Below are 26,730 nucleotides of genomic sequence, written 5' to 3' on the forward strand. Positions count from 1 at the left end.
GGTTACTTGTTCTCCTCGGTACGGGCGGGAACCGCGGGGGCGGCGGGTACGGCGGGCTCGGAACCGCCGAGCAGCAGGTAGAGCACGGCCATGCGGATCGAGACGCCGTTGGCGACCTGCTCGACGACCGTGCACCGGTCGGAGTCGGCGACCTCGGCGGTGATCTCCATGCCGCGGACCATCGGGCCGGGGTGCATGACGATGGCGTGCCCGGGCATCTTCGCCATCCGCTCGCCGTCCAGGCCGTAGCGGCGGGAGTACTCGCGCTCGGTCGGGAAGTACGCGGCGTTCATCCGCTCACGCTGCACACGAAGCATCATCACAGCGTCCGACTTCGGCAGCACCTCGTCGAGGCTGTAGCTGATGTCGCACGGCCACTGCTCGACGCCGACGGGGACCAGGGTGGGCGGAGCCACCAGGGTGACGTGGGCTCCGAGGGTGGTCAGGAGGTGGACGTTGGAGCGGGCGACGCGGCTGTGCAGGATGTCGCCGACGATCGTGATCCGGCGGCCGTCGAGGTCCTTGCCGAGTCCGGTGTCGGCCCCGACCAGCCTGCGGCGCATGGTGAAGGCGTCCAGGAGTGCCTGGGTGGGGTGCTCGTGCGTGCCGTCGCCCGCGTTGACGACCGCGCCGTCGATCCAGCCGGAGGTGGCCAGGCGGTACGGGGCTCCGGAGGCGCCGTGCCGGATGACGACGGCGTCCGCGCCCATCGCCTCCAGGGTCAGGGCGGTGTCCTTGAGCGACTCGCCCTTGGAGACCGACGAGCCCTTGGCGGAGAAGTTGATGACATCGGCGGACAGCCGCTTGGCGGCCGCCTCGAAGGAGATGCGGGTACGCGTCGAGTCCTCGAAGAAGAGGTTGACGACGGTACGGCCGCGCAGGGTCGGGAGCTTCTTGATCGGCCGGTCCGCGACCCGGGCCATCTCCTCGGCGGTGTCGAGGATCAGGACGGCGTCGTCGCGGGTGAGGTCGGCGGCCGAGATGAGGTGACGCTTCATCTGGGTGTTCTCCGGGTGGCTGGAGGGTTCAGGCATGCGGGCGTGCGGAAGCCGCCGTACGGCAGGCAGGCCGTACGGGAAGGGCAGCTACCGCTCGACCGCCGGGGCGGCCTGCTCGACCCCGAGCAGCACGGCGTCGCGGCCGTCCTCCTCGGCGAGCTGGACCTTGACCGTCTCCCGCAGCGACGTGGGGAGGTTCTTGCCGACGTAGTCGGCACGGATCGGGAGTTCGCGGTGTCCGCGGTCGACGAGGACCGCGAGCTGCACCGCGCGGGGACGGCCGATGTCGCCGAGCGCGTCGAGTGCGGCGCGGATCGTGCGGCCGGAGAAGAGGACGTCGTCGACGAGGACGACCAGGCGGCCCTCGATGCCCTCTCCGGGGATCTCGGTGCGTGCCAGGGCGCGCGCCGGGCGCATCCGCAGATCGTCGCGGTACATGGTGATGTCGAGCGATCCGACCGGCATCTTCCGGCCGGTGATCTCTTCGAGCTTGTCGGCTAGCCGGCGGGCGAGGAAGACGCCCCGGGTCGGGATGCCGAGAAGCACCACATCGTCGGCGCCCTTGGCGCGTTCGACGATCTCGTGGGCGATGCGGGTCAGTACTCGGGCGATGTCGGGAGCCTCGAGAACGGGGCGTGCCGCATTGCCGGTGGCGTCGTGCTGTGCGTCCATAAGAAACGGACCTCCTTCTCCGCCTCACTGGACGGACCTTAAAGGACGTCGAAATTGCGTCATCCACGTTACCAGGGCCTGAGCAGGGCCCTTGCCCCACCCCCGGGAGGTGCCGGTCCGGACCATTCAGCTTGACGCACCCAAGTAACGCTGCGTAACCTCACAGTGAGTTACCAGCCACGCGGCGGAGCCGCACAATGTTCCAGCGTCCGGGGAGCCTTATGTCCAGCGAATACGCAAAACAGCTCGGGGCCAAGCTCCGCGCCATCCGCACCCAGCAGGGCCTCTCCCTCCACGGCGTGGAGGAGAAGTCCCAGGGCCGCTGGAAGGCCGTCGTGGTCGGCTCGTACGAGCGCGGCGACCGCGCCGTCACCGTCCAGCGCCTGGCCGAGCTGGCGGACTTCTACGGCGTTCCGGTGCAGGAGCTCCTGCCCGGTACGACCCCCGGCGGGGCTGCCGAGCCGCCGCCGAAGCTCGTTCTCCAGCTCGAGCGCCTCGCCCACGTCCCGCCGGAGAAGGCCGGACCCCTGCAGCGCTACGCGGCGACGATCCAGAGCCAGCGCGGCGACTACAACGGCAAGGTGCTCTCGATCCGCCAGGACGACCTGCGCACGCTGGCCGTGATCTACGACCAGTCGCCGTCCGTGCTCACGGAGCAGCTGATCAGCTGGGGCGTCCTGGACGCGGACGCGCGTCGCGCGGTCGCTCACGACGAGGGCTGACCACCCCAGCAGAAACGTACCGCCGGGTCGGCGGGGCCCTTTCCGGGCGCCCCGCCGGACCCGGCGTTTCCGTTTTCCGGGCATGTCCGGGGCCCGATCGGTCCAGTCGGCCCCCGGCATGCCGAAGGGCCCACGGTCGGGTGACCGTGGGCCCTTCGTCGGCAGAACGCCGCCGGAGGCTACTGCTCCCGGCGGAGGTTCGGCTTGAGGTCCTTGAAACGGGCCAGCAGGCCGTTCACGAAGGACGGGGAGTCATCGGTGGAGAACTCCTTGGCGATCTGCACCGCCTCGTCGATAACCACCGCGTCGGGTGTCGCGTCCACCCAGATCAGCTCGTACGCACCGAGCCGCAGGATGTTCCGGTCGACGACCGGCATGCGGTCGATCTCCCAGTCCACGGCGTAGGTGACGATGAGGTCGTCGATGCGGTCCGCGTACTGCGCGTACCCCTCGACGAGCTCCATCGTGTACTCGGTGACCGGCGGCTGACGGGTGTCGGACCGCGAGTGCCGGACCCAGTCCGCGAGGACCGTCTGCACGGACTCACCGCGCTGGTCGGCCTCGAAGAGGATCTGGAAGGCTCGCTTGCGGGCCGTATTCCGGGCAGCCACGGTTAGCTGTTCACCCGGCCGAGGTAATCGCCCGAGCGGGTGTCGACCTTGATCTTCTCACCGGTGGTGATGAAGAGCGGGACGCCGATCTCGTAGCCGGTCTCCAGCGTGGCGGGCTTGGTGCCACCGGTGGACCGGTCGCCCTGGACGCCCGGGTCCGTGTGCTGGATGGTCAGCTCGACGGCGGCCGGCAGCTCGACGTAGAGCACCTCGCCCTCGTGCTGGGCGACGGAGGCGGTGAAGCCCTCGATCAGGAAGTTGGCGGCGTCGCCGACGGACTTGCGGTCGACCATCAGCTGGTCGTACGTGTCCATGTCCATGAAGACGAAGTACTCGCCGTCCATGTACGAGAACTGCATGTCGCGCCGGTCAATGGTGGCCGTCTCGACCTTCACGCCGGCGTTGAACGTCTTGTCGACGACCTTGCCGGACAGCACGTTCTTGAGCTTGGTGCGCACGAAGGCCGGGCCCTTGCCGGGCTTGACGTGCTGGAACTCGACGACGGACCAGAGCTGGCCTCCGTCGAGCTTGAGCACCAGGCCGTTCTTGAGGTCGTTCGTGGAAGCCACGGTTGCGGAATCTCCTGGACTGAAGCTGGTGGAACGGCCAAGGATGCGCGCTAGAGCGCGAGCAGCTCCTTGGTCGTAATGGTGAGTAGCTCGGGTCCGCCGTCCGCCTCGGGGCGCACGACGAGCGTGTCATCGATCCGGACTCCGCCCCGGCCCGGGAGGTGGACCCCCGGTTCGACGGTGACCGGCACACAAGCGTCCAGTTTACCCATGGCTGCAGGTGCCAACTGCGGGTCCTCGTCGATTTCGAGCCCCACCCCGTGTCCGGTCCAGGGTGCGAGGCCCTCACCATGGCCCGCGGAGTCCAGTACATGACGGGCCGCGCGGTCCACGTCACGGTAGGCGGCGCCGGGCACGAGTGCCTCGCGTCCAGCCCGCTGAGCGGCGAAAACCAGGTCGTAGAGCTCGATCTGCCAGTCGGCCGGTGCTGTACCGATGACGAAGGTGCGGCCGATCTCGCACCGGTATCCGCGGTAGTTGGCACCGAGGCAGACGGAGAGAAAATCTCCTTCTTCCACCCGTCGGTCCGAGGGCCGGTGGCGGCCCCGGCCCGAGTTGGGGCCGGTGGCGACGGAGGTCGCGAAGGCGGGGCCGTCGGCTCCGTGGTCCACCAGCCGGCGTTCCAGTTCGAGCGCGAGATGCCGCTCCGTGCGGCCGACCAGGATCGATTCGAGGAGTTCGCCCAGCGCCTGGTCGGTGATCTCGGCGGCGATCCGCAGACAGCCGATCTCCTCCTCGTCCTTGACGATGCGCAGCTGCTCGACGGTGGCGCCGAGGTCGGCCAGCCGGAGCCTCGGGGCGACCGAGGCCATGGCCCGGTGCCGGGCGACCGTCAGATCGTGTTCCTCGACGGCCAGGGACTCCGCCCCGCCGGCGGAGGCCAGATCCGTGGCGGCCACCACCGGATCACCGCCGGTCACCGGCAGCAGGTCCACCCGGAGGTGTTCGTCGGTGCGCCCGTCGGCCGGATCACCGGTCGGGGGGCGCGGGCAGAGCAGGACGTCCTCGTCGGGGCCGAGCAGCAGCACGGCACCCGGGGGCGCTCCGCCCGCGAGATAGCGGACATTGGCGGGGCGGGAGACCAGGGCGGCCGCGGATCCGACTGCGGCGCACCGGTCGCGGAGCAGCCCGCGGCGGACGGCGTACACCTCTGACATACATCGAGCGTACGAGCGTGGGACCGGGCCCGCCCGGTCAGCGCACCCGACCGGGGTGCGGCGGCCCCTCAGCGGACGGGCCGCCCCGCCGGGCGCCGGCTCACCAGGCCGGGGGGCTGGCGAGCGACCGGGCGAGTATGTCGTCCAGGACGCGGGCGGTGGTCTCCACGTCGTACGTGGAGTTGTCGATGATGGGCAGCCCCGAGCCGTACCAGCCGGCCATCCGGCCGTGGATCCGGGCGACCTCCTCGTCGGAGAGACGGCGGTTGCCGCTGCGGGCGGCGTTGCGCTCCAGCACGATCTCCAGGCCCGGCAGCAGGACGACGGGAAGCAGTCCGGGGCCGACGTGGCGTTTCCAGCCGCCGAGGCCGACGACGGGCCGGTCCGGGAAGACCGCGTCGTCGAGGATGCAGGAGATGCCGTTGGCCAGGAAATTGCGGGCCGCGAAGCCGCAGGTGCGGCGGGCCAGGCGGTACTGGGCCTCCGACTGGTCGTTCCATCCCGCCTGGGGGTCGGCGAAGCCCGAGCAGACCCACTCACGGACGTCGTCGAGGCTGACGTGGGCGGTCGGGACCCGGCGGCGGGCGGCCCAGAGCTTGGCCACCGTGGTCTTCCCGGCGCCCGCCGGGCCGATCAGGAGCACGGCGAGGGTCGCGGTGCCGGTGCCGGGCTCGGCGGGCGGTGCGGGCAGCGGTACGGGGCCGCCCGGCGGCAGCTGGATGTGCCCGGTGGTCTCCCGGGAGACGGGGGCGGGGGCCTGGTGCGGCGCGGGCCCGCGCCAGCCCTGCCCCTGCGGGGCGGGCGGCGCCTGGGGCGGCGGGCCGGGGTGACCGGCGGGGGGCTGAGCGGGCGGGCCGGCGGGCGGAGGAACCGGCGGGCCCGGGTGGCCGGGGTGCTGGGCCTGGTGCGACCAGCCGACGGGCCCGTTTCCGGGTCCCTGGGGCGGCGGCAGCGGTGCCCCCACTGCGTGCTGCATCCGGTGGCACTCCGTCTCGTACAGGCAACTGGCGCTGGTGGAACGGCAACCGTACCTTCCCCGGCCGCCACGGAGGGAACGGCCGGGGAGGGTCCATAGTGCCCCGTCGGCCAGTCGGCCTCCGGCGCGCAGGTGCGTCAGTCCGTCAGTTCGTCGGCGAGCGCGCGCAGGGCGAGCCGGTAGGAGCCGATGCCGAATCCGGCCACGGTCCCGGTGGCGACCGGTGCGACCACGGAGTTGTGACGGAATTCCTCCCGGGCGTACGGATTCGAGATGTGCACCTCGATCAGCGGGGCGGTGCGCTGGGAGGCTGCGTCCCGCATCCCGTACGAGTAATGCGTGAAGGCGCCCGGGTTGAGAACGACCGGAATTGAGCCGTCCGCGGCCTCGTGGAGCCAGCGGATCAGCTCCCCCTCGTCGTTGGTCTCCCGGACGTCGACGTCGAAGCCGAGCTCCTTGCCGAGGGTGCGGCAGCTGTCGACGAGTCCGGCGTACGAGGTGGCTCCGTAGATATCGGGCTCCCTGGAGCCCAGCCGGCCGAGGTTGGGTCCGTTGAGGACGAACACCCGGCGGGTCACGCCGACACCTCGCCGTAGGCGGCGAGCAGAACGGCCGGGTCGGGGCCCTCCAGGACGGTGGGCTTGCCGAGGCCGTCCAGGACGATGAAGCGCAGCAGGTTGCCGCGGGACTTCTTGTCGACCTTCATGTTCTCCAGCAGCTTGGGCCACTGGTCGCCGCGGTAGGTGAGCGGCAGTCCGACGGACGCCAGGACGGCGCGGTGCCGGTCGGCGGTGGCATCGTCCAGGCGTCCGGCGAGGCGGCCCAGTTCGGCGGCGAAGACCATGCCGACCGAGACGGCGGCACCGTGGCGCCACTTGTAGCGCTCGTTCTTCTCGATGGCGTGGGCCAGCGTGTGCCCGTAGTTGAGGATCTCGCGGAGCCCGGACTCCTTGAGGTCGCTGGAGACGACCTCTGCCTTGACCCGGATGGCCCGCTCGATGAGCTCGGCGGTGTGCGGTCCGGTCGGTGTGCGCGCGCCCTGCGGGTCCGCCTCGACGAGGTCGAGGATCACCGGGTCGGCGATGAAACCGGCCTTGATGATCTCCGCCATGCCGGAGACGTAGTCGTTGACCGGCAGCGAGTCCAGCGCGGCCAGGTCGCAGAGCACCCCGGTCGGCGGGTGGAAGGCACCGACGAGGTTCTTGCCCTCGGCGGTGTTGATGCCGGTCTTGCCGCCGACGGCCGCGTCGACCATGCCGAGCACGGTCGTGGGTACGGCGATCCAGCGCACTCCGCGCAGCCAGGAGGCGGCGACGAAACCGGCGACGTCCGTGGTGGCGCCGCCGCCGATGCCGACGATGACGTCGGTGCGGGTGAAGCCGGTCTGGCCGAGCGCCTTCCAGCAGTAGGCGGCGACCTCGACGGTCTTGGCCTCCTCGGCGTTCGGCAGCTGGATCGCGATGGCCTCGTAGCCCTGGTCGGCGAGGTCCTGGCGGACCGCCTCGCCGGTCTCGGCGAGCGCCTCGGGGTGCAGGACCGCGACGCGCTGGGCGCGGTCGCCGATGAGCGTGGGCAGCTCCGCGAGGAGTTGCCGGCCGATCAGCACCTCGTACGGGTCGGTGCCCGCGCTGCCGGCGATCTGGATGCGGGTGGTGGCCTGGTCGCTCATGCTGTGTTCTCCCGGCCGGACGGTGCGTCCGGCAGTTCCAGTGCGTCGAGGACCGCCTGGGCGACCTCTTCCGGTGTGCGCTCGTCGGTCGCGACGACCGCACGGGCCACCTCCGTGTACAGGTGGCGGCGTGCCTCCATGAGTTCGCGCCACTGCCGGCGCGGGTTCACGGCGAGCAGCGGGCGCGCGGTGTTCAGCCCGACCCGCTTCACCGCCTCGTCGACGTCCATCGAGAGGTAGACGACGGAGTGATCCGCGAGCAGGGCGCGTGTCTCCTCGTCGAGGACGGCGCCGCCGCCCAGCGAGAGGACTCCCCCGTGCTCGGCGACCGCGGCGCGGACGGCCTGCCGCTCCAGGGCGCGGAAGTGCTCCTCGCCCTCGTCGTAGAAGATCTCCGAGATCGGTTTGCCGGCCGTCGCGACGACATCGGCGTCGGTGTCCCGGTAGCCGGTGCCCAGCCGGTCGGCGAGCAGTTCCCCGACCGTGGACTTGCCGACGCCCATCGGCCCGACCAGGACGATCAGCGGACCGCTCATCGGATCTGGAGGTGGTCGAGGTACGACTGGACGTTGCGGTGGGTCTCGGCGACGCTGTCGCCGCCGAACTTCTCCGCGACCGCGTCGGCGAGGACCAGAGCGACCATCGCCTCGGCGACGATGCCGGCCGCCGGAACGGCACAGACATCGGAGCGCTGGTGGTGCGCCTTGGCCGGCTCACCGGTCACCACGTCGACCGTGGCCAGCGCGCGCGGCACCGTCGCGATCGGCTTCATCGCGGCGCGGACCCGCAGCAGCTCACCGGTGGTCAGGCCGCCCTCGGTGCCTCCGGCGCGGCCGGAGGCGCGCTTGATGCCGTCCTCCGTCACCAGGATCTCGTCGTGCGCCTGCGATCCGGGCACCCGGGCGAGGTCGAAGCCGTCGCCGACCTCGACACCCTTGATGGCCTGGATTCCCATGAGCGCGGCGGCGAGACGTGCGTCGAGCCGACGGTCCCAGTGCACATGCGAACCGAGGCCGACCGGCACTCCGTAGGCCAGCACCTCGACCACACCGCCGAGCGTGTCGCCGTCCTTGTGCGCCTGGTCGATCTCGGCGACCATCTGCTTGCTCGCGGTGGCGTCGAGGCAGCGCACCGGGTCGGCGTCGAGCTTCTCGACGTCGGCGGGCACCGGGTAGACGCCGTACGGCGCCTTCGCGGCTGCCAGCTCGACGACGTGGCTGACGATCTCGATGCCGGCCGTCTCCTTGAGGTACGACCGGGCGACGGCGCCGAGGGCGACGCGGGCCGCGGTCTCCCGGGCGCTGGCGCGCTCCAGGATCGGCCGGGCCTCGTCGAAGCCGTACTTCTGCATACCGGCGAGGTCGGCGTGGCCGGGCCGGGGCCGGGTCAGCGGGGCGTTACGGGCCTGGGCGGCCAGTACGTCGGGGTCGACCGGGTCGGCCGACATGACCTGCTCCCACTTGGGCCACTCGGTGTTGCCCACCATCACGGCGACGGGCGAGCCCATGGTCAGGCCGTGCCGCACCCCGCCGAGGAAGGTGACCTCGTCCTTCTCGAACTTCATCCGGGCGCCGCGCCCGTAACCGAGCCGTCGCCTGGCGAGCGCGTCCGCCACCATCTCCGTGGTGACGGGGATACCGGCGGGAAGACCCTCCAGCGTCGCCACCAGTGCGGGGCCGTGCGACTCTCCGGCGGTCAGCCAGCGCAACCTGCTCAACGGTGCTCCTCATGCTCGCGCCTGTAACTGCAACGGCGCGACCGGGTGCGCGGCCCTGGCCCGCCGCCCTCGATCCTCCCACGACCGGACCCCCCGGCCCGCCGCCGGTCCAGCAGACGGACGGACCGGGCGGGCCGGATACGCGGTCAGCGGGCGGCCAGCGCCTGTTCGCCGGCCCGGCGCATGGCGGCCAGCGGCGCGGGCGCGCGGCCCGTCATCTGCTCGACCTGGAGGACGGCCTGGTGCACCAGGAGGTCAAGACCTCCGACGATTGCCCCGTCGCGGGCGGCCCAGGCGGATGCGAGTCCGGTGGGCCAGGGCTCGTACAGCACGTCGAAGAGCGTGCCGGGCCGGTCCGGTACGGCGTCCGCCAGCCCGTCCGTGGCCCCGGCCGGCGTGGTCGCGATGATCAGCGGGGCGTGCAGCGCCTGCTCGGCCTCGGCCCAGTCGGCGATCCGCACGTCGACCCCGAGCCGCTCGCCCCAGCCCCGCATCTCGTCACCGCGCTCGCGGCTCCTGACATAGGCGGTGACCGGTCCCGCACAGATCCGCGAGAGCGCGGCGAGTGCGGACGAGGCGGTGGCTCCGGCGCCGAGGACGGCGGCGGACTCGGTCTTCTCGACACCGCGCTCGTGCAGGGCGGCGATCATGCCGGGGATATCCGTGTTGTCGCCGGTGCGCCCGCCGTCCTCGGTGAAGACGACCGTGTTCACGGCCTCGACGGAGGCCGCGGTCTCGCTGACGGAGTCCAGCAGCGGGATGATCGCCCGCTTCAGCGGCATGGTGAGGGAGAGCCCGGCCCAGGAGGAATCCAGGCCCTGGACAAAGCCGGGGAGCGCCGCCTCGTCCACGTCGAACCGGTCGTACGACCAGTCGTCGAGGCCGAGTTCGGCGTACGCGGCCCGGTGCAGGACCGGGGAGAGCGAGTGGGCGATGGGCGAGCCGAGGACGGCGGCCCGATTGCGCCGGTCAGTCGAGGCCATGCAGTTCCTTGAACTTCTCGTTGAGCTTCTCGTGCTCCGCGGCCGTCTTGGTGAACTGGGTCTTCTTGCCGTCGAGCGAGATGAAGAACATCCAGCCGCTGGAGGTGGGACTCAGCGTCGCGCGCAGCGCTTCGTCGCCGGGGTTGCTGATGGGGCCGGGTGGCAGACCCGCGTGGTAATAGGTGTTGTAGGGATCCGGATTGGTCCGGATCTCGTTCGACCTGATCTTGATCTCGCTCTGGTTCTTGAGGTAATTGAACGCAGAGTCGAATTCGAGCTTGCGGTTCGTCGCCACGTTGTCGGGCTTCAGGCGGTTGTAGACGACTTCGGCCATCTTGCGGAAGTCGTCATGCGTCAGGCCTTCCGCCTGGACCAGGCTGGCCACGGTGAGCACCTGCCACGGACCGTCCAGGTTGTACTTCTTCGCGGTTCCCTCGAGGTCGAGATCCTCGTACTCCTCGTTGGACCGCGAGACCATCTTCTTGAGGATCGCCTCGGGCTTCGTTTCCGTCGTGACCGGATACGCGGCCGGGTAGAGGAATCCTTCCAGCGGGTCCTTGATGTCCTTGTTCTTGCCCACCCAGCCGGGCAGGCCCAGATCGGCCTTCTTGGCCGTGGCGACGGCCTTGGTCGTGCCCGCCTTGACGCCGAGCTTCTTGTCGATCATCGCGTAGACGGCGACGTTGCGGGTTCCCTCGGGAATCACCAGAAGGTTCTGGCTCTTCGGGTCGACCATCATCTTCACGGCCTCGGCCGCCGACATCTCCTCGTGGAGGAGATAGACCCCGGCCTGGATCGACTTCCCCTTGGGGTTCTCGTTCTGCGCGGAGACGAACGCGTCGACGCTCTTGACCACACCCTGCTTCTTCAGGATGTTGCCGATGTCGTACCCGTACGCGCCCTTCGGGATCTCCACCTCGACCGAACCCGAGCCGCTGCCCGAATAGTCGGGGGCCGAACCGAACTTGTCCTTGTAGAACGAGTAGCCGAAGTAGCCCACTCCGCCGAGACCGCCGACCAGGACGAGGGATACGGCCAGGCAGGCGCAGCCGCTGCGGCCCTTCTTCTTCTTGCCCTTGCCACGCCGCTCGCCCCCGCCGTCGCCGCGGCGGGATTCACGGGGGTCGCCGTCGTAGTCGTCGTCCTTGGCTTCGCCCTCGTCGTCCGCGCCGGTGAAGAAGGGGTGCGTCTCCTCCGGCTGGACCTCGGGGTCCCAGTCCGGGTTCTGCGCCGGAGCCGGTGCGGGTTCGGCCTCACGGCGGCCCGGGGGCTGCGGCGGCGGGTAGGCCTCAGGGGTGCCGTAGTAGTCGTTCGTCTCGCCGTAGCCGTACGAGGCGTCCGGCTGACCGTCGTACGGCATCGCGGCGGGCTGCTGACCGGTGTCCCAGCCGCCGTTGTACGGCTGCTGCTGGGCGTACGGATCCTGCTGGGCGCCGTACTGGGGCTGCTGCTGGTACTGCTGCTGCTGCTGCTGAGCGTACGGATCCTGCTGGTGCTGCTGCTGGGCGTAGGGGTCCTGCGGCTGCTGCTGGGCGTACGGATCGTGCTGCTGCTGCTGCGCGTAGGGGTCGTGCTGGTGCTGCTGCTGCTGCGGGTAAGGGTCCTGCGGCTGCTGGCCCCCGTACTGGCTCTGGCCGTGGGCAGGCTGCTGTCCTCCCCATCCCTGGTCCCCGTACAGGGGATCCTCGGGATGCCACGGTTCGGAGCCGGGGCCCCGGCCATACTCAGTCATCGATCCCCTTGAGCCGCGAGACGATGTTCCGTCTCTTTGCTGTGCGGTGTTTGTTCGAACCCCGCCGCATCGCGCGGAACGTTACCGTATCGCGATCAGACAACCACTTCGACGCCCTCGCCGGGCGGATTGCCCGAGGCCCGTTCGGACTCCAGAGCGTTCTGGAGGATCACCACAGCGGCAGCCTGGTCGATGACGGATCGGCCTTTTTTGGACTTCACGCCCGATGCGCGCAGCCCCTGACTGGCCGTCACTGTGGTCATCCTCTCGTCCACCAATCGCACCGGAATGGGTGCAACCGCACGGGCGAGCACATCGGTGAAGGCGCGGACCTTGGCGGCGGCCGGTCCCTCACCGCCGCCAAGGGACCGGGGCAGACCGACGATGACCTCGATCGGCTCGTACTCCGCGACGATCTGGCCGAGCCGCCGGTGGGCGGCCGGGACGTCACGTCCCGGCACGGTCTCCACCGGCGTGGCCAGGATCCCGTCGGGGTCGCACGAGGCGACCCCGATCCGGGCGTCCCCGACGTCGATCGCCAGACGGCGACCGCGGCGCATCGTCATGTCCGGCGTCACGCCGTCTCGGTGACGAGGCGTTCGACAGCGGCGACGGCGTCGCCGATGGCATCCGGGTTCTGGCCGCCGCCCTGGGCGACGTCCGGCTTGCCGCCGCCACCGCCACCGAGCGTCTTGGCGGCGGTACGGACCAGGTCGCCGGCCTTGAGGCCGCGCTCACGGGCGGCCTCGTTGGTGGCGATGACGGTCAGCGGACGGCCGTTGGCCGTGGTGAACAGGGCCACGACGGCCGGCCGGCCGCCCTGGATGCGCCCGCGGACGTCGAGGACGAGCTTGCGCAGGTCGTCGGCGGAGGTGCCGTCCGGTACCTGACCGGTGACCAGAGCGACGCCCCGTACGTCCTTGGCGGAGTCGACCAGACCTGCGGCAGCCGCCAGGACCTTCTCCGCACGGAACTTCTCGATCTCCTTCTCGGCGTCCTTCAGCTTGCCGAGCATGGAGGCGATCTTCTCCGGGAGCTCCTCGGAACGGCCCTTGACCAGCTCCTGGAGCTGGGCGACGACCGTGTGCTCCTTGGCGAGGAAGTTGTACGCGTCGACGCCGACGAGGGCCTCGATGCGGCGCACTCCGGAGCCGATGGACGATTCGCCGAGCAGCTTCACCAGGCCGAGCTGGGCGGTGTTGCCGACGTGCGTGCCACCGCAGAGTTCCTTGGAGAAGTCGCCGATCGTCACGACACGGACCCGCTCGCCGTACTTCTCACCGAACTCGGCGATGGCGCCCTGCTTCTTGGCCTCGTCGATCGACATGACCTCGGCCTGCACGTCGAGCTCCCGCGAGAGGACCTCGTTGATCTTCTGCTCGACGTCGACGAGGACCGTGCCGGGCACGGCGGCGGGCGAACCGAAGTCGAAGCGGAAACGGCCCGGAGAGTTCTCCGAACCGGCCTGGGCGGCCGTCGGGCCGAGCGCGTCACGCAGCGCCTGGTGCGTGAGGTGGGTGGCGCTGTGGGCGCGTGCGATCGCGCGGCGGCGGGTGTTGTCGATGGTGGCGAGTGCCGAGGCACCGACCGTCACCTCGCCCACCTGGACCGAGCCCTTGTGGACGGAGACGCCGGGGACCGGCTGCTGGACGTCGCGCACCTGGATGACGGCACCGTTGTGCAGCCGGATCCGGCCCTGGTCGGCGAGCTGGCCGCCGCCCTCGGCATAGAACGGGGTGCGGTCCAGGACGACCTCGACCTCGTCGCCCTCGGAGGCGGCGGGCGAGGAGACGCCGTCGACGAGGAGGCCGACGATGGTCGACTCGCCCTCGGTGGAGGTGTAGCCGGTGAACTCGGTGACCCCGGCGTTGTCGGCGACCTCGCGGTAGGCGGACAGGTCGGCGTGACCGGTCTTCTTGGCCCTGGCGTCGGCCTTGGCCTTGTCGCGCTGCTCCTGCATGAGGCGGCGGAAGCCGTCCTCGTCCACGGACAGGCCCTGTTCGGCGGCCATCTCCAGGGTGAGGTCGATCGGGAAGCCCCAGGTGTCGTGGAGCAGGAACGCCTTGTCACCGGCGATGACCCGGCCGCCTGCGGCCTTGGTCTCGGTGACCGCGGTCTCCAGGATGTTGGTGCCGCCCTTGAGGGCCTTGAGGAAGGCGGCTTCCTCGGCGAGCGCGACGGTCTCGATGCGCTTGCGGTCGGTGATCAGCTCGGGGTACTGCTGCCCCATGGTGTTGATCACGACGTCGACCAGCTCGTTCACGACCGAGCCGGTGGCGCCCATCAGCCGCATGTTGCGGATCGCCCGGCGCATGATGCGGCGCAGCACGTAGCCGCGGCCCTCGTTGCCGGGGGTGACGCCGTCGCCGATGAGCATCACGGAGGTGCGGATGTGGTCGGCGACCACGCGGAGCGAGACGTCGGTGCCCTGGGCGGCGCCGTAGCGCACACCGGTGAGCTCGGTGGCCCTGTCCATGACGACGCGCAGGGTGTCGGTCTCGTACATGTTCTGCACGCCCTGCAGGATCATCGCGAGGCGCTCGAGGCCGAGGCCCGTGTCGATGTTCTTGGACGGCAGGTCGCCGAGGATCGGGAAGTCGTCCTTGCCGTCGCCGGCGCCGCGCTCGTACTGCATGAAGACCAGGTTCCAGATCTCCACGTACCGCTCGTCGTTGACGGCCGGGCCGCCCTCGACGCCGAACTCGGGGCCGCGGTCGTAGTTGATCTCGGAACAGGGGCCGCAGGGGCCGGGGACGCCCATGGACCAGAAGTTGTCCTTCTTGCCCAGGCGCTGGATGCGCTCGGCGGGGACACCGATCTTGTCGCGCCAGATCTGCTCGGCCTCGTCGTCGTCGAGGTAGACCGTGATCCACAGCCGCTCGGGGTCGAGGGCGAAGCCGCCGTCCGCCACGGAGCTGGTCAGCAGCTCCCAGGCGTACTCGATGGCGCCTTCCTTGAAGTAGTCGCCGAAGGAGAAGTTCCCGCACATCTGGAAGAAGGTGCCGTGCCGGGTGGTCTTGCCGACCTCTTCGATGTCCGGCGTACGGACACACTTCTGCACGCTGGTGACGCGCGGGGCGGGCGGCTTGACCTCACCGAGGAAGTACGGCTTGAAGGGCACCATGCCGGCCGGGACGAGCAGCAGAGTCGGGTCGTCCGCGATGAGCGACGCCGAAGGGACAACGGTGTGACCGCGCTCCTCGTAGAAGCTCAGCCAGCGGCGACGAATTTCGGCCGACTCCATCAGTGGTCCTCATTCCGGTTGTACGACTTGTAGGTGCGTGACGTGCGGGGAAGCGTGCGGTGCGCCTCGGGCTCGGCCGCCTCGACGGCGAAGTGGCGCTGCACGGGGAGATCGGGGTCGACCGGCGCTTCGAGCCCGAGCGCCTCGCCCAGTTCGGCCTCGCGCCTGGCCATGCCCTCACGGACGTCCAGGGCGAAGTCCTTGAGCTTGTGACCGGCCACGAGCGCCTTGTCCGCGGCCTGCGCCGCGAGGCTCTCGGGGGTCAGCTGCTTGATCTTCCGGTTGACCTTGGCGGTGGCCCATACTCCGGCGGCTGCGCCGGCGGTGAACCAGAACGTACGGCGGAACATCGCTGCGTCAGTCCTTCGATCCGCGGGAGTTTCTGCCGTTGCGCTTCTTGCCACGCGCGGACGGCACGGTCCGGCCGACGATCACCGAGCGCCGGGAGCGCGCTTCCGGCTCGGGAGCGGTCTTGCGGCCGATGGCCTGCCGGACCCCGTAGCCGAACGCCGCGACCTTGACCAGCGGGCCGCCGAAGGTGGAGGCGACGGTGGAGGAGAGCGCCGAGGCGTTGGAGGTGACTTCCTGGACGTCCGTCGCGATCGCGTCGACCTTGTCGAGCTGGGTCTGCGCGGAACGTACGGTCGCGGAGGCGTCGGCGAGCAGCGGGACGGCCTGTTCGGTCACGTCCGCCACGAGCTTCGTGGTCGCCCTGAGCGTCTGGGCGAGCCTCACCAGCACGACGGCGAGGAACGAAACCAGGATCGCCCAGAAGACGGCCACCAGGATCCCGGCCACCTCACCACCGGACACAGTGCACCGCTCTCTGCCTTGTCGTCTGCCTGTCTTGTTTCCTGCTCTTCGGCGACGGCCGTCGCCGACGGCCGATCACCGTCCCCGAGCCTATCGCGCCGGGGCTCGCGCCTTGTACCGCATTGCGGTCCGGCCCGACGGGAGTTCCCGCAACAAGATTGTACGGAGCGCTTTCGGGCCAGTACTCTGCGTGTTTCATGCGACGCTCTCAGCGCCCCTTTCCGTCCCCCGACGATTCGAGCCCTCCAGCCGCCTCCCCCGGGACCCCCTCGCCCTGTCACCCGGGCAATCTCCCCGCGGAGCTGAACAGATTCGTGGGGCGCGACGGCGAGTTGGCCGATGTCGTCGGGCTGCTGGAGGAGTCCCGGCTCGTCACCGTCATCGGGGTGGGCGGGGTCGGCAAGACCCGGCTGGTCACCAGGGTGGCCGCACTCCTGGAGAAACGGTACTGCGACGGGGTCTGGCTGGTGGAGCTGTCCGCGGTCCACGATCCCGTGCTGCTGGAGCACGCCCTGGTCGACGCACTGGGCCTCACCGATCACACGAGCAGACCGCCCCGCACGACACTCCTCGAACACTGTTCCGAGCGCCGGCTCCTCCTGGTGATCGACGGCTTCGAGCACCTGGTGGACACCTGCGCGGAGTTGGTACGGGATCTGCTGCGCCGTTCTCCGCAGCTGCGGGTGCTGGCGGCCGGCAGGCTGCCACTGGACCTCGACGGCGAGACGGGATACCCGCTCGCGACCATGGGCGACGAGGACGCCCTGCTGCTGTTCGCCGAGCGGGCGGCCTCGGTGCAGCCCGAGTTCCGGCTGACCGAGCACTCCCGGAGCACCGCCCTGGAACTGTGCCGCCGTCTTGACGGCATTCCGCTCGCGCTGGAGCTGGCCGCCGGCCGGCTTCGCGCCCTGTCGACGGAGCAGGTGCTGCAGCGGCTGGACGACAGGTTCCGGTTGCTGGCCGGCAACAGCCGCAGCGCGCTCCCCCGCCACCAGACGCTCCGTACGGCCATCGGCTGGAGTCATGAACTCTGCGCTCCGGAGCAGCGGCTGCTGTGGGCGCGGCTCTCCGTCTTCGCCGGGCAGTTCGACCTGGAGGCGGCCGAGTACATCTGCAGCGGCCCCGACCTGCCGGCCGAATCGGTGCTGGACGTGCTGTCCGGGCTCCTGGCGCAGTCCGTGGTCCTGCGGGAGGACTCGGCCGTCGGCACCCGCTACCGGATGCTGGACACGGTGCGGGAGTACGGCGCCGAGTGGCTGACGGCCACGGGCGACACGGACCGGCTGCGCCGCCGCCACCGGGACTGGTTCCTGGGGCTCGCGACCTGGTGCGAGCTCGACTGGTTCAGCCCCCGGCAGGCCGAGGTGGCCGCCCGGGTGGAGAGCGAGCTGCCGAATCTGCGGCGGGCCATGGAGTGTTCGCTGGAGAACCCCGAGGAGGCGCACCTCGCGCAGTACCTGGCGGGCACGCTCTGGTTCCTGTGGGTCGGCTGCGGACGCCTGTCGGAGGGCCGGCACTGGCTGGAACACGTGCGGGAGGAGGAGACGCCCTACGACACCTCCCGGCTGAAGGCGCTGTGGGTGCTCGGGTACGTCGCGGTCCTCCAGGGCGATCCGGTGGGCGCGATCTCGGCACTGTCCGAGTGCCGGGAGGAGGCGGAGCTGGCGGGGGACGCCGTGGCATCGGCCTACGCGGTCCACCGCACCGGCTGCCTGGCCCTGGTCACCGACGACATGGCGCGCGCACACGAGCTGCTGCAGGAGGCGCTCGGCCGCTACCAGGAACTCGGGGAGCTGAACAGCAACGTACTGATGGCCCAGGTCGAGCTGGCCATGGCGACCGGGTTTCAGGGGGATCTGGACGGCGCGGTCGTGATCTGCGAAGAGGTCCGGGAGATCTGCGAGGACCACGGAGAGCGGTGGGCGCTCAGTTACGCGCTGTACGTCCTGGGGTTCGCCGCCCTGCAACGGGGCCGCCCCGGCAGGGCGCGGGAGCTGCTCGGGGAGTCGCTGGCCATCAGCCACACCTTCCACGACCGCCTGGGCACCGTGCTCGCCCTGGAGCTGCTGGCGCTCGTCACGGTGGTCGAGGGCGACGCGGCCGAGGCGGCTCTGCTGCAGGGGGCCGCCGACGGTATCTGGCCGTCGGTGGGGCTGCCGCTGTTCGGCTCGGCGCACTACGGCAGACCCCGGGCCCGGTGCGCGGAGCTGGCCCGCCATGAGCTGGGCGAGGCCCTGTACGCGTCGGAACTGCGCGCCGGCGGCGGGCTGGGCACGGACGCGGTGGTGGCCAGGGCCCTGTCGGGCCGGCCCGGCGAACGGCAGCCGGGACCGTGCCCCGACGGGCAGGAACCGCCCCCGGCCGGGAAGACGCGAAAGCCCGCCGCCTCCCCGATCGGGGAGGGGCGGGCCTGAACGCCGGTGAAGAGCGGCTACGCCTGAATCAGCGGGCGTAGTACTCGACGACGAGCTGCTCGTCGCAGATCACGGGGATTTCCTTGCGGTTCGGGTCCCGGTCAAGGCGGAAGGCCAGGGCCTTCAGGTTCACCTGCAGGTAGCGCGGGGTCTCACCGTCGGTGTCGTAACCACCCTCGCGGGCAACCTGGAAGGGGTACTTCTCGCGGCTGCGCTCGCGGACCATGACGATGTCGTCCGGACGGACACGGAACGACGGCTTGTCGACCTTGCCACCGTTGACCTCGATGTGGCCGTGGACGACCATCTGGCGGGCCTGGTAGATCGTCTTGGCGATACCGGAACGCAGGACCAGCGCGTCGAGGCGGCGCTCGAGCTCGACGACCAGCGCCTCGCCCGTCTTGCCTTCGGCCTTCTTGGCACGGTCGTACGCACGCGCCATCTGGCGCTCGCTGATGTCGTACTGGGCGCGCAGACGCTGCTTCTCGAGCAGACGGACCTTGTAGTCCGAGTTCTGCTTGCGGCCGCGGCCGTGCTCGCCCGGCGGGTAGGGGCGGGCCTCGAAGTACTTGACAGCCTTCGGCGTCAGCGCAATGCCGAGCGCGCGGCTCTTCTTGACCTTGGGACGCGACTGATTAGGCACGTTCTCCAGACCTCCGTTGTAGGTTAGGTTAGGCTCACCTTACTCAAGGAGATCGCATGTCTCGCCCTGGGAACACCACACACGTCACGGACAGCGCAGACAGCGGCAGCACACACAAAGGTGCTGCTACGACGGAAGGCCGATCTGATCGTGGTCAGCCGCGTCCCAGCGGGCTTGAAAACACACGGATGCCGTCAGCAGCCGAGCGCACACGAACTCTCGTACAGAGTACCTGCTCCGCGGTGCTGCTCATCCCCGGGCTGGAGACAGCGGGCTCGGACCAGCTGATGCCGCTGTCCCGGACGGTGGGTCCGGACGGCGACCTCTTCCTCGAGTTCCCCGCTGATTCCCCGGCCGTGCGGGCCGCGACCCACGCCCAGGACGACGAGCTGGCGGCCGTGCTGGAGATCACGGACGTCGCCCCGGTCTCCGTCCCGCACCGCATCCGCGGCCGGGCCCGCGTCGCCGGATGGCTCACGTCCGTACCCGGGATGGCGGGGCCCGGCCGGATGCTGCTGCGGCTGGAGACGGGCGAGGCCCATGTCGAGGACCTCTGGGGTGCGGAGTCGGTCGAGCCGGAGGACCTGCGGGACGCGGCTGCCGACCCGCTCGTCGCCCACGAGGCGGAGCTGCTCCAGCATCTGCACTCGGCGCACGGGGACCGGCTGGGGACGCTGAGCGAGCTGCTCGGCGAGCGGGCGGCCCCGGCCGGCTCGGCGGACCGGCCGTCCGTCGTGCCCGTCGCGCTGGACCGGCACGGGCTGCGGGTCCGCTTCTTCGAACGGAACGGGCCCTGCTTCGACGCTCGCTTCGAGTTCCCCGAGCCGGTGCGCGACGTGGTGGAGCTGCGCCACGCCATGCGCACCCTCTTCGAAGCGGCCGCGCACTGAGACCGCCGCCTAGGAACCGTCAGGCGCGCTCGCGCCGCCGTCGCCGTCCGTGCGGCCCAGCCGCTCACGGACCCGGTCCGCCACATCCGCGTACCGCGCCTCGGCCCCGTAGCGGGTGGGCCGGTAGTAGCGCTTGTCGCGGACTGCGTCCGGGGCGTACTGCTGGGCGGCGATGCCGCCGGGGACATCGTGCGGATAGACATAGCCCTGGGCGTGGCCGAGCTTGGCGGCGCCCTTGTAGTGGCCGTCGCGCAGATGGGCCGGGACCGCGCCGGCCAGGCCCTTCCGCACGTCCTCCTGGGCCGCGGAGATCGCCAGCGTGGCCGCGTTGGACTTCGGGGCGAGCGCCAGCGCGATGGTGGCATGGCTGAGGGTGAGCGCCGCCTCCGGGAAGCCGATCATCGCGACGGCCTGGGCCGCCGCGACCGCGGTGGGCAGTGCCGTGGGATCGGCGAGACCGATGTCCTCACTGGCCGAGATCATCAGCCGCCGGGCGATGAACCGGGGGTCCTCCCCCGCCTCGATCATGCGCGCCAGATAGTGCAGTGCCGCGTCCACGTCGGAGCCGCGGATCGACTTGATCAGCGCACTCGCCACGTCGTAGTGCTGATCGCCGTCCCGGTCGTACTTCACGGCCGCCCGGTCGACGGTCTCCTCCAGGGTCAGGAGGGTGATCTCCTCCTCCTGCTTCGACAGCGCCGCACCGGCCGCCGCCTCCAGCGCCGTCAGCGCCCGGCGCGCGTCGCCCCCGGCGATGCGCAGGAGATGCGCCTCCGCGTCCTCGGGCAGCGTCACCGCTCCGCCGAGTCCGCGCTCGTCGGTCAGGGCGCGCCTCAGCAGGGCGCGCAGGTCGTCGTCGGTCAGCGACTCCAGCGTCAGCAGCAGCGAGCGCGAGAGCAGCGGCGAGATGATCGAGAAGTACGGATTCTCGGTGGTCGCGGCGATCAGCGTCACCCAGCGGTTCTCCACGGCAGGGAGCAGGGAGTCCTGCTGGGCCTTGGAGAAGCGGTGGATCTCGTCCAGGAAGAGGACGGTCTCCTTGCCGTACCCGCCGGTGGCGCGACGGGCGCCCTCGATCACGGCCCGTACTTCCTTGACGCCCGCGGTGATCGCGGAGAGCTCGACGAATCGTTTGTTCGTGGCCTTGCTCACCACGTAGGCGAGGGTCGTCTTCCCGATGCCGGGCGGGCCCCAGAGGATCACCGACGAGGGACCGGCCGGTCCCCCGCTCCCCTCGCCGACGAGGCGTCGCAGTGGCGAGCCCGGCTTGAGCAGATGCTGCTGGCCCACGACCTCGTCGAGGGTACGGGGACGCATCCGGACAGCGAGGGGGCTGCTGGACGGGTCCTTCTCCTGGCGGTCTTCGGCAGCTGCGGTAAAGAGGTCGGGCTCCACGTTTTGAAGCCTATGCCACCGCACTGACATCCCCGCCGGGCCGGTGGGTACCGGCAGCGTCGGGAGGCCGGTCAGCTGGTCCAGAAGTCCCACCAGCGGGTCAGGATCAGCATGCCGATGATCCCGATCCACAGGACCGGGGGCACCCAGTGGAACTCGGTGAGCCCGTTGCGCAGCCAGCTCGGCGCGGGAATGATCCGGTGCTTGATGTTGTGCGTGGTGACGTAGCAGAACATGAGGATCGTGGCGACCCAGGCCAGGCAGCACCACAGGCAGAGCGAGTTGATGTTGTACAGCGACTGGTACTGGAGCCAGGTGCAGAACCCGACGCCGAACAGCGTGCCCGCGTTCATCCCGAGCCAGTACCAGTTGCGGAAGCGCGCGCCCGCGAGCAGGGCCAGACCGATCCCGATGATCACGGGGTAGGTGGCCATGCCGAGCATCGGGTTCGGGAAGCCGAAGGCCGACGCCTGGTCGCTCTTCATGATGTTGCCGCAGGCCACCACCGGGTTGAGGCTGCAGCCCGGGACGAAGTTGGGGTCTTCCAGCAGTTTGAACTTGTCGATGGTGATGACCCACGCGGCGAGGAGTCCGGCAGCGCCCGTGATCACCAGCAGCAGTGCCAGCGCGCGACTGCCGCCGATGGTCCTCTTCCCGCCGTCCTCGTCCTGGTCGGAGGAGGGATGGTCAACCGCTGCAGTCGTCATATCGCCGTTCCGTCAGTGAGTGGCCTGCTGGGGCACGGTCATTGTGCCGCACGGCCGCACCGGACTTCCGTTCGATGAACATAAAGATGCGCGCACGAGCACGGGCGGCACAGCACCGGAGCGAGGAGGTGCCGGGCCCGTGGCCGCAGTGACGAGGACGTCAGCGCGCGTCCTCCGACAGAATCCGCCGCACCGGCGGGTTGCCTCTGCCGCCCCTGAACGGAATCGCCCGGCAGGATGAACAGGCACGCGCCACGTTGACGACAGGGGAACGGGGCGCCCGCAGACCGCTGTTGAACGGGCCGCCGGCGCTCCCCGGTCGTGGGCGGGCCGCACGGGCCCGCCGCCGCGCCGGGGGGGGGGGGGGCCCCCCCCCCCCCCCCCACGACCGATGGTTCACGCGAGGCGCGTGCGGACCGCCTCGGTCACCTCGGCCAGGGGCACGGCCGTCTGCTCGCCGGACTCCATGTCCTTGAGCTGGACGATCCCCTCGGCCAGGTCGCGCTCTCCGGCCACGATCGTGAAGCGCGCGCCCGAGCGGTTGGCGCTCTTCATCGCGCCCTTGAGACCACGGCCCCCGAACGCGAAGTCCGCGGCCACACCCTCGCGGCGCAGCTGAGTGACGACGCCGAACAGCACACGCCGCGCCTCCTCACCGAGCGGAACGGCGAAGACGCTGGTGGTGGAGGGCAGTTCGAGCTCGATGCCCTCCGCCTCCAGCGCGAGCACGGTGCGGTCGACGCCGAGCGCCCAGCCGACCGACGGCAGCGCGGGGCCGCCGATCATCTCGGACAGGCCGTCGTACCGGCCACCGCCACCGACCGCGGACTGCGAGCCCAGACCGTCGTGGACGAACTCGAAGGTGGTGCGGGTGTAGTAGTCGAGGCCGCGGACGAGCTTCTCGTCGTCCTCGTACACGACACCTGCCGCGTTGAGCAGGTCCCGGACCTCCTCGTGGTACGCCTTGCAGGCGTCGCAGAGGTAGTCGCGCAGCACGGGGGCGCCGGCCAGCTGCTTCTGGACCTCGGGGCGCTTGTCGTCGAGGACCCGCAGCGGGTTGATCTCGATGCGCCTGCGGGTCTCCTCGTCGAGGTCGAGCTCACGGAGGAAGTCCTGGAGCGCGTCGCGGTAGACCGGCCGGCACTCCTTGTCGCCCAGCGAGTTCAGCAGGATGCGGAACTCACGCAGGCCCAGGGTGCGGTACGCCTGGTCGGCCAGGATGATCAGTTCGGCGTCCAGGGCCGGGTCCTCGGCGCCGATCGCCTCGGCACCGACCTGCGAGAAGTGCCGGTAACGGCCCTTCTGCGGGCGCTCGTAGCGGTAGTACGAGCCGGAGTACCAGAGCTTGACCGGCAGGTTGCCGAGCTTGTGGAGGTTGGCCTCCAGGGCGGCCCGCAGCACGGAAGCGGTGCCCTCGGGACGCAGCGCGAGCTCGGAGCCGCCCTTGGTGGTGAGGGTGTACATCTCCTTCGACACGATGTCGGTGGACTCGCCGACGCCGCGGGAGAAGAGGGCCACGTCCTCGAAGCCGGGGGTCTCGATGTAGCCGTAGCCGGAGTTCTTCAGCGGCGCGGAGATCGCCTCGCGCACGGCGAGATACTTCGCGGAGTCGGGCGGGGTCAGGTCGTACGTGCCCTTGGGGGCCTTGAAGGTGCTCACGATGTCGCTCTCGTCACATTCCTCGTCGGGGCGCGTCCATACCGCTCAGATACGGATTGGTGGCGCGCTCGCGGCCGATGGTCGTCTGGGGGCCGTGGCCGGACAGCACCACGGTCGAGTCGTCGAGCGGCAGGCACACGCGGGCCAGCGACTCGAGGAGCTCGGCGTGGTCGCCGCCGGGCAGGTCGGTGCGTCCGACGGAGCCGGCGAAGAGCAGGTCGCCCGAGAAGAGAACCTGCGGAACATCCGCGGCCTCGGGCATCCTGAACGTCACCGACCCCTTCGTATGGCCGGGCGCATGCGAGACGCCGAACTCCATACCGGCCAGCAGCAGCTGCGCGCCGTCGCTCAGTTCCTTGACGTCGTCCGGCTCCCCCACCGTCAGTTCGCCCATGAGCGGCATCCCGATGGAGCGGCCGAGGGCCTTCTCCGGGTCACTCATCATGTAGCGGTCCTCGGGGTGGATCCAGGCGGGGACGTCGTGCGCGCCGCACACCGGGACGACCGAGGCGACATGGTCGATGTGGCCATGGGTGAGGACGACGGCGACGGGCTTCAGCCGATGCTTCTTCAGCGCTTCCTCGACCCCTGAGGCGGCCTGATGGCCCGGGTCGATGATCACGCACTCCTCACCCGCGGCGGGGGCGACCAGGTAACAGTTGGTCCCCCAGGCCCCGGCGGGGAACCCGGCAATGAGCACGATCGTCCTTAATAGTCGTCCGACGAGGGAGGTCGGCTGCGAGGTCGCAGCAGTTCAGAGCCTACCGGCGCTCCTCATTCCACAGCTAACCCATATACGGTACGGGGCAACCCAGGCCCGATCACACGACGTACAAGGAGATCACCCGGTGGTCAGCAGCGATCAGCGGCGGCGGCAGCTCGCCAGGGAGAAGTTCGAGCGGCAGCAGCAGCGTCGGGAGGACGCCCGTCGAAGGACGAGGCGGCTGACCGTCGTCATCGCCTCCGCAGTGGCCGTGGTGGCAGTCATCGGCGGTGCCACGTACTTCGCCACCAACGGTGACGACGACAAGGACAACAAGGCCAACGCCGATGCGGCCGCGAGCCAGAGCCCGTCGGCCGAGCCCTCCCCCTCGGTGAGCGAGAAGACCGAGCCCGAGCCCGCGATGAAGATCGACGAAAAAGCGAAGTACACGATGTCGCTCAAGACCAGCCAGGGCGACATATCTTTCGCGATGGACGCGGCGAAGACCCCGCACACGACGAACTCCTTCAAGTCGCTGGCCGACAAGAAGTTCTTCGACGGTACGAAGTGTCACCGGCTGACCACGGACGGCATCTTCGTCCTGCAGTGCGGTGACCCGAAGGGCGACGGCACCGGTGGCCCCGGCTACACGATTCCGGACGAGAACCTGACCGCGCTGGGCAAGGCGGGCGCCGACGGCACGGTGACGTACCCGGCCGGCACGGTGGCGATGGCCAACACCGGCCAGGCGCACACCGGCGGCAGCCAGTTCTTCCTCGTCTACAAGGACAGCAAACTGCCGCCCAGCTACACGCCGTTCGGCACGATGGACGCGGACTCGCTGAAGGCCGTCGAGGCCATCGGCAAGGCGGGAGTCACCGGCGGCACCGCCGACGGTGCGCCGAAGAAGGCCGTGAACATCTCGAAGGCGGCCGTCGACAAGGCGTGAGCCGCGGCGGGCCCGGCAGGATCCGTTCAGCGGTCACTCGGTGCGGCCGGATAATTTTCGGCCGCGCTGAGTGCGGACAGCCGGGCGGCCCGTCGCCTAGATTGGCGTTGTGCAGGGCGGGCGCTGCCCGCCCCAGGAAACTGTGGACGATGCCAGGGGGGCGAGCCCCTCACGGGCATCAGGTGGAGGAGGCGCTGTGAGCAGCGACCCGTGGGGCCGTGTCGACGAGACAGGCACCGTGTACGTGCGTACAGCCGATGGCGAGCAGGTCGTCGGATCGTGGCAGGCCGGTTCTCCGGAGGAGGCCCTCGCTTACTTCGAGCGCAAGTACGAGGGCATTGTGGTCGAGATCGGCCTCCTCGAACGGCGGGTGAAGACCACCGACCTGTCGGCGAAGGACGCGACGACCGCCATCGAGCATCTGCGGGGGCAGGTCGACGAGCATCACGCCGTCGGCGACCTGGCCGCGTTGCGCAAGCGGCTGGACGCCCTGGTCGCGACGGTCGACTCGCGGCGCGAGGAGCGCAAGGCGCAGAAGGCCAAGCAGACCGACGAGGCGAAGCACGCCAAGGAGGCGCTGGTCGTCGAGGCCGAGGAGCTGGCGCAGAGCGAGCAGTGGCGCTCCGCGGGCGAGCGGCTGCGCGCACTCGTCGACACGTGGAAGGGCCTGCCCCGGCTCGACCGCAAGTCGGACGACGAGCTGTGGCACCGCTTCTCGCATGCGCGCTCGGCGTTCTCCAAGCGCCGCAAGGCCCACTTCGCCTCGCTGGACGCCCAGCGCGAGGAGGCCCGCAAGGTCAAGGAGAAGCTGGTCGTCGAGGCCGAGGCGCTCTCCGGGTCCACCGACTGGGGCCTGACGGCTGCCCGCTACCGCGACCTGATGACCGAGTGGAAGTCGGCGGGCCGTGCCCAGCGCGAGGCCGAGGACGCACTCTGGGAACGCTTCCGGGGCGCCCAGGACGTCTTCTTCGCCGCCCGCAACGGGGTCTTCGCCGAGCGCGACGCGGAGCAGGGCGGGAACCTCACGCTCAAGGAGGAGCTCGCCGTCGAGGCCGAGAAGCTCGTGCCGGTGAAGGACCTGAAGGCGGCCAGGGCCGCGTTCCGGACCCTCAACGAGCGCTGGGAGGCCATCGGCCATGTCCCGCGTGACGCCCGCCCCAAGGTCGAGGGGCGGATGCAGGCGGTGGAGCGTGCCCTCCAGGAGGCCGAGGAGTCGGAGTGGCGCCGGACCAACCCGGAGGCACGGGCCCGTGCCGCGGGTCTGACCGGGCAGCTCCAGGCGGCCGTCGACAAGCTGCGTACGCAGATCGACACGGCTCGCGCCTCGGGCAACAACGCCCGTGCGGACAAGCTCGCCCGCGAGCTGGAGGGCCGGCAGGCGCTCCTGGACCAGGCGCTGAAGGGCCTGGAGGAGTTCGGCGGCTGACCGAGCCGCGGCAGGACATGGAGCGGGGCCCCGGGAGCCACGCGGGGACCGGGCCCCGCCCCCGCCGAGGGGCGTGGCCCC

At 70.4% G+C, this 26,730-nt stretch carries 25 protein-coding genes and 1 pseudogene; 5 read left to right on the forward strand and 21 right to left on the reverse strand.

Features of this window, described 5'->3' with window-relative positions:
• Positions 1-2: 2 nt before the first annotated feature.
• Together ABT025_RS20720 and pyrR are read right to left on the reverse strand one after the other, a co-directional pair.
• Positions 3-998, reverse strand: a complete 996-nt coding sequence (locus ABT025_RS20720) for an aspartate carbamoyltransferase catalytic subunit (protein ID WP_350996333.1) — start codon at positions 996-998, stop codon at positions 3-5.
• 87 nt (positions 999-1,085) lie between these two features.
• Positions 1,086-1,670: a bifunctional pyr operon transcriptional regulator/uracil phosphoribosyltransferase PyrR gene (gene pyrR / locus ABT025_RS20725; RefSeq protein ID WP_148016313.1), complete on the reverse strand. Its 585-nt coding sequence runs from the start codon at positions 1,668-1,670 to the stop codon at positions 1,086-1,088.
• Between the two features lie 221 nt (positions 1,671-1,891).
• Between pyrR and bldD the strand changes: the two genes are divergently transcribed.
• Positions 1,892-2,392: a transcriptional regulator BldD gene (gene bldD / locus ABT025_RS20730; protein ID WP_018103903.1), complete on the forward strand. Its 501-nt coding sequence runs from the start codon at positions 1,892-1,894 to the stop codon at positions 2,390-2,392.
• A 179-nt stretch (positions 2,393-2,571) separates the two neighbouring features.
• On the opposite strand, the gene nusB is transcribed toward bldD, so the two are convergent.
• The 14 genes from nusB to ABT025_RS20800 all read right to left on the reverse strand — a co-directional run bounded on the left by nusB (position 2,572) and on the right by ABT025_RS20800 (position 15,848).
• Positions 2,572-3,003: a transcription antitermination factor NusB gene (gene nusB / locus ABT025_RS20735; protein WP_024490948.1), complete on the reverse strand. Its 432-nt coding sequence runs from the start codon at positions 3,001-3,003 to the stop codon at positions 2,572-2,574.
• A 2-nt stretch (positions 3,004-3,005) separates the two neighbouring features.
• A complete protein-coding gene (gene efp, locus ABT025_RS20740) occupies positions 3,006-3,572 on the reverse strand; it encodes an elongation factor P (protein WP_014157376.1) in 567 nt (188 codons plus the stop codon).
• 50 nt (positions 3,573-3,622) lie between these two features.
• Positions 3,623-4,729 (reverse strand): aminopeptidase P family protein, encoded by a 1,107-nt coding sequence (locus tag ABT025_RS20745; protein WP_350996280.1) that lies wholly within the window; start codon positions 4,727-4,729, stop codon positions 3,623-3,625.
• Between the two features lie 100 nt (positions 4,730-4,829).
• On the reverse strand, positions 4,830-5,705 hold the full coding sequence (locus tag ABT025_RS20750) for a Pro-rich N-terminal domain-containing protein (protein ID WP_350996283.1): 876 nt from the start codon (positions 5,703-5,705) through the stop codon (positions 4,830-4,832).
• 137 nt (positions 5,706-5,842) lie between these two features.
• Positions 5,843-6,283, reverse strand: a complete 441-nt coding sequence (aroQ, locus tag ABT025_RS20755; protein WP_350996286.1) for a type II 3-dehydroquinate dehydratase — start codon at positions 6,281-6,283, stop codon at positions 5,843-5,845.
• On the reverse strand, positions 6,280-7,374 hold the full coding sequence (gene aroB, locus ABT025_RS20760; protein WP_350996289.1) for a 3-dehydroquinate synthase: 1,095 nt from the start codon (positions 7,372-7,374) through the stop codon (positions 6,280-6,282). The genes aroQ and aroB overlap by 4 nt, the downstream gene beginning before the upstream one ends.
• Entirely contained in the window at positions 7,371-7,910 is a 540-nt protein-coding gene (locus ABT025_RS20765) for a shikimate kinase (protein ID WP_350996291.1), read from the reverse strand. The genes aroB and ABT025_RS20765 overlap by 4 nt, the downstream gene beginning before the upstream one ends.
• Positions 7,907-9,091 (reverse strand): chorismate synthase, encoded by a 1,185-nt coding sequence (aroC, locus tag ABT025_RS20770; RefSeq protein ID WP_350996294.1) that lies wholly within the window; start codon positions 9,089-9,091, stop codon positions 7,907-7,909. The genes ABT025_RS20765 and aroC overlap by 4 nt, the downstream gene beginning before the upstream one ends.
• A gap of 146 nt (positions 9,092-9,237) precedes the next feature.
• A complete protein-coding gene (locus tag ABT025_RS20775; RefSeq protein ID WP_350996295.1) occupies positions 9,238-10,074 on the reverse strand; it encodes a shikimate dehydrogenase in 837 nt (278 codons plus the stop codon).
• Entirely contained in the window at positions 10,061-11,806 is a 1,746-nt protein-coding gene (mltG, locus tag ABT025_RS20780) for an endolytic transglycosylase MltG (RefSeq protein WP_350996298.1), read from the reverse strand. Before mltG ends, ABT025_RS20775 begins: the two co-directional genes overlap by 14 nt.
• A 95-nt stretch (positions 11,807-11,901) precedes the next feature.
• Positions 11,902-12,366, reverse strand: coding sequence for a Holliday junction resolvase RuvX (gene ruvX / locus ABT025_RS20785; RefSeq protein ID WP_371604883.1), 465 nt, complete (start codon positions 12,364-12,366; stop codon positions 11,902-11,904).
• A gap of 14 nt (positions 12,367-12,380) precedes the next feature.
• On the reverse strand, positions 12,381-15,050 hold the full coding sequence (gene alaS / locus ABT025_RS20790) for an alanine--tRNA ligase (RefSeq protein WP_350996301.1): 2,670 nt from the start codon (positions 15,048-15,050) through the stop codon (positions 12,381-12,383).
• Entirely contained in the window at positions 15,050-15,400 is a 351-nt protein-coding gene (locus ABT025_RS20795) for a DUF6167 family protein (RefSeq protein ID WP_350996304.1), read from the reverse strand. The genes alaS and ABT025_RS20795 overlap by 1 nt, the downstream gene beginning before the upstream one ends.
• 7 nt (positions 15,401-15,407) lie before the next feature.
• A complete protein-coding gene (locus ABT025_RS20800) occupies positions 15,408-15,848 on the reverse strand; it encodes a DUF948 domain-containing protein (protein WP_350996336.1) in 441 nt (146 codons plus the stop codon).
• 212 nt (positions 15,849-16,060) lie between these two features.
• Between ABT025_RS20800 and ABT025_RS20805 the strand changes: the two are divergent.
• A pseudogene (locus tag ABT025_RS20805) lies at positions 16,061-18,287 on the forward strand (ATP-binding protein).
• Between the two features lie 18 nt (positions 18,288-18,305).
• Here the strand turns inward: ABT025_RS20805 and rpsD are convergent.
• Entirely contained in the window at positions 18,306-18,920 is a 615-nt protein-coding gene (gene rpsD / locus ABT025_RS20810; RefSeq protein WP_136327444.1) for a 30S ribosomal protein S4, read from the reverse strand.
• A 188-nt stretch (positions 18,921-19,108) separates the two neighbouring features.
• On the opposite strand from rpsD, the gene ABT025_RS20815 reads away from it, so the two are divergent.
• Positions 19,109-19,810 carry a DUF2470 domain-containing protein gene (locus tag ABT025_RS20815; protein ID WP_350996308.1) on the forward strand — a complete coding sequence of 234 codons (702 nt, stop codon included), beginning with the start codon at positions 19,109-19,111 and terminating at the stop codon, positions 19,808-19,810.
• Positions 19,811-19,819: 9 nt separating this feature from the next.
• Here the strand turns inward: ABT025_RS20815 and ABT025_RS20820 are convergent, their stop codons facing one another.
• From ABT025_RS20820 to ABT025_RS20835, 4 genes are all read right to left on the reverse strand, one after another.
• Positions 19,820-21,205: a replication-associated recombination protein A gene (locus ABT025_RS20820; protein ID WP_350996311.1), complete on the reverse strand. Its 1,386-nt coding sequence runs from the start codon at positions 21,203-21,205 to the stop codon at positions 19,820-19,822.
• Positions 21,206-21,276: 71 nt separating this feature from the next.
• Entirely contained in the window at positions 21,277-21,912 is a 636-nt protein-coding gene (locus tag ABT025_RS20825; RefSeq protein WP_350996314.1) for a vitamin K epoxide reductase family protein, read from the reverse strand.
• Positions 21,913-22,308: 396 nt separating this feature from the next.
• Positions 22,309-23,571 (reverse strand): histidine--tRNA ligase, encoded by a 1,263-nt coding sequence (gene hisS, locus ABT025_RS20830; protein WP_350996317.1) that lies wholly within the window; start codon positions 23,569-23,571, stop codon positions 22,309-22,311.
• A 13-nt stretch (positions 23,572-23,584) separates the two neighbouring features.
• Positions 23,585-24,271, reverse strand: a complete 687-nt coding sequence (locus tag ABT025_RS20835; RefSeq protein ID WP_350996319.1) for an MBL fold metallo-hydrolase — start codon at positions 24,269-24,271, stop codon at positions 23,585-23,587.
• Positions 24,272-24,419: 148 nt separating this feature from the next.
• Here ABT025_RS20835 and ABT025_RS20840 point away from each other — a divergent pair, with 148 nt between their 5' ends.
• Together ABT025_RS20840 and ABT025_RS20845 are read left to right on the forward strand one after the other, a co-directional pair.
• The gene (locus ABT025_RS20840) at positions 24,420-25,223 is read left to right on the forward strand and encodes a peptidylprolyl isomerase (RefSeq protein ID WP_350996322.1); all 804 of its coding nucleotides are present in this window, start codon (positions 24,420-24,422) and stop codon (positions 25,221-25,223) included.
• A gap of 196 nt (positions 25,224-25,419) precedes the next feature.
• Positions 25,420-26,649 carry a DUF349 domain-containing protein gene (locus tag ABT025_RS20845; RefSeq protein ID WP_350996325.1) on the forward strand — a complete coding sequence of 410 codons (1,230 nt, stop codon included), beginning with the start codon at positions 25,420-25,422 and terminating at the stop codon, positions 26,647-26,649.
• Positions 26,650-26,730: the final 81 nt, after the last annotated feature.

Source organism: Streptomyces sp. NPDC002809, from assembly GCF_040295435.1.
Taxonomy (GTDB): Bacteria; Actinomycetota; Actinomycetes; order Streptomycetales; family Streptomycetaceae; genus Streptomyces.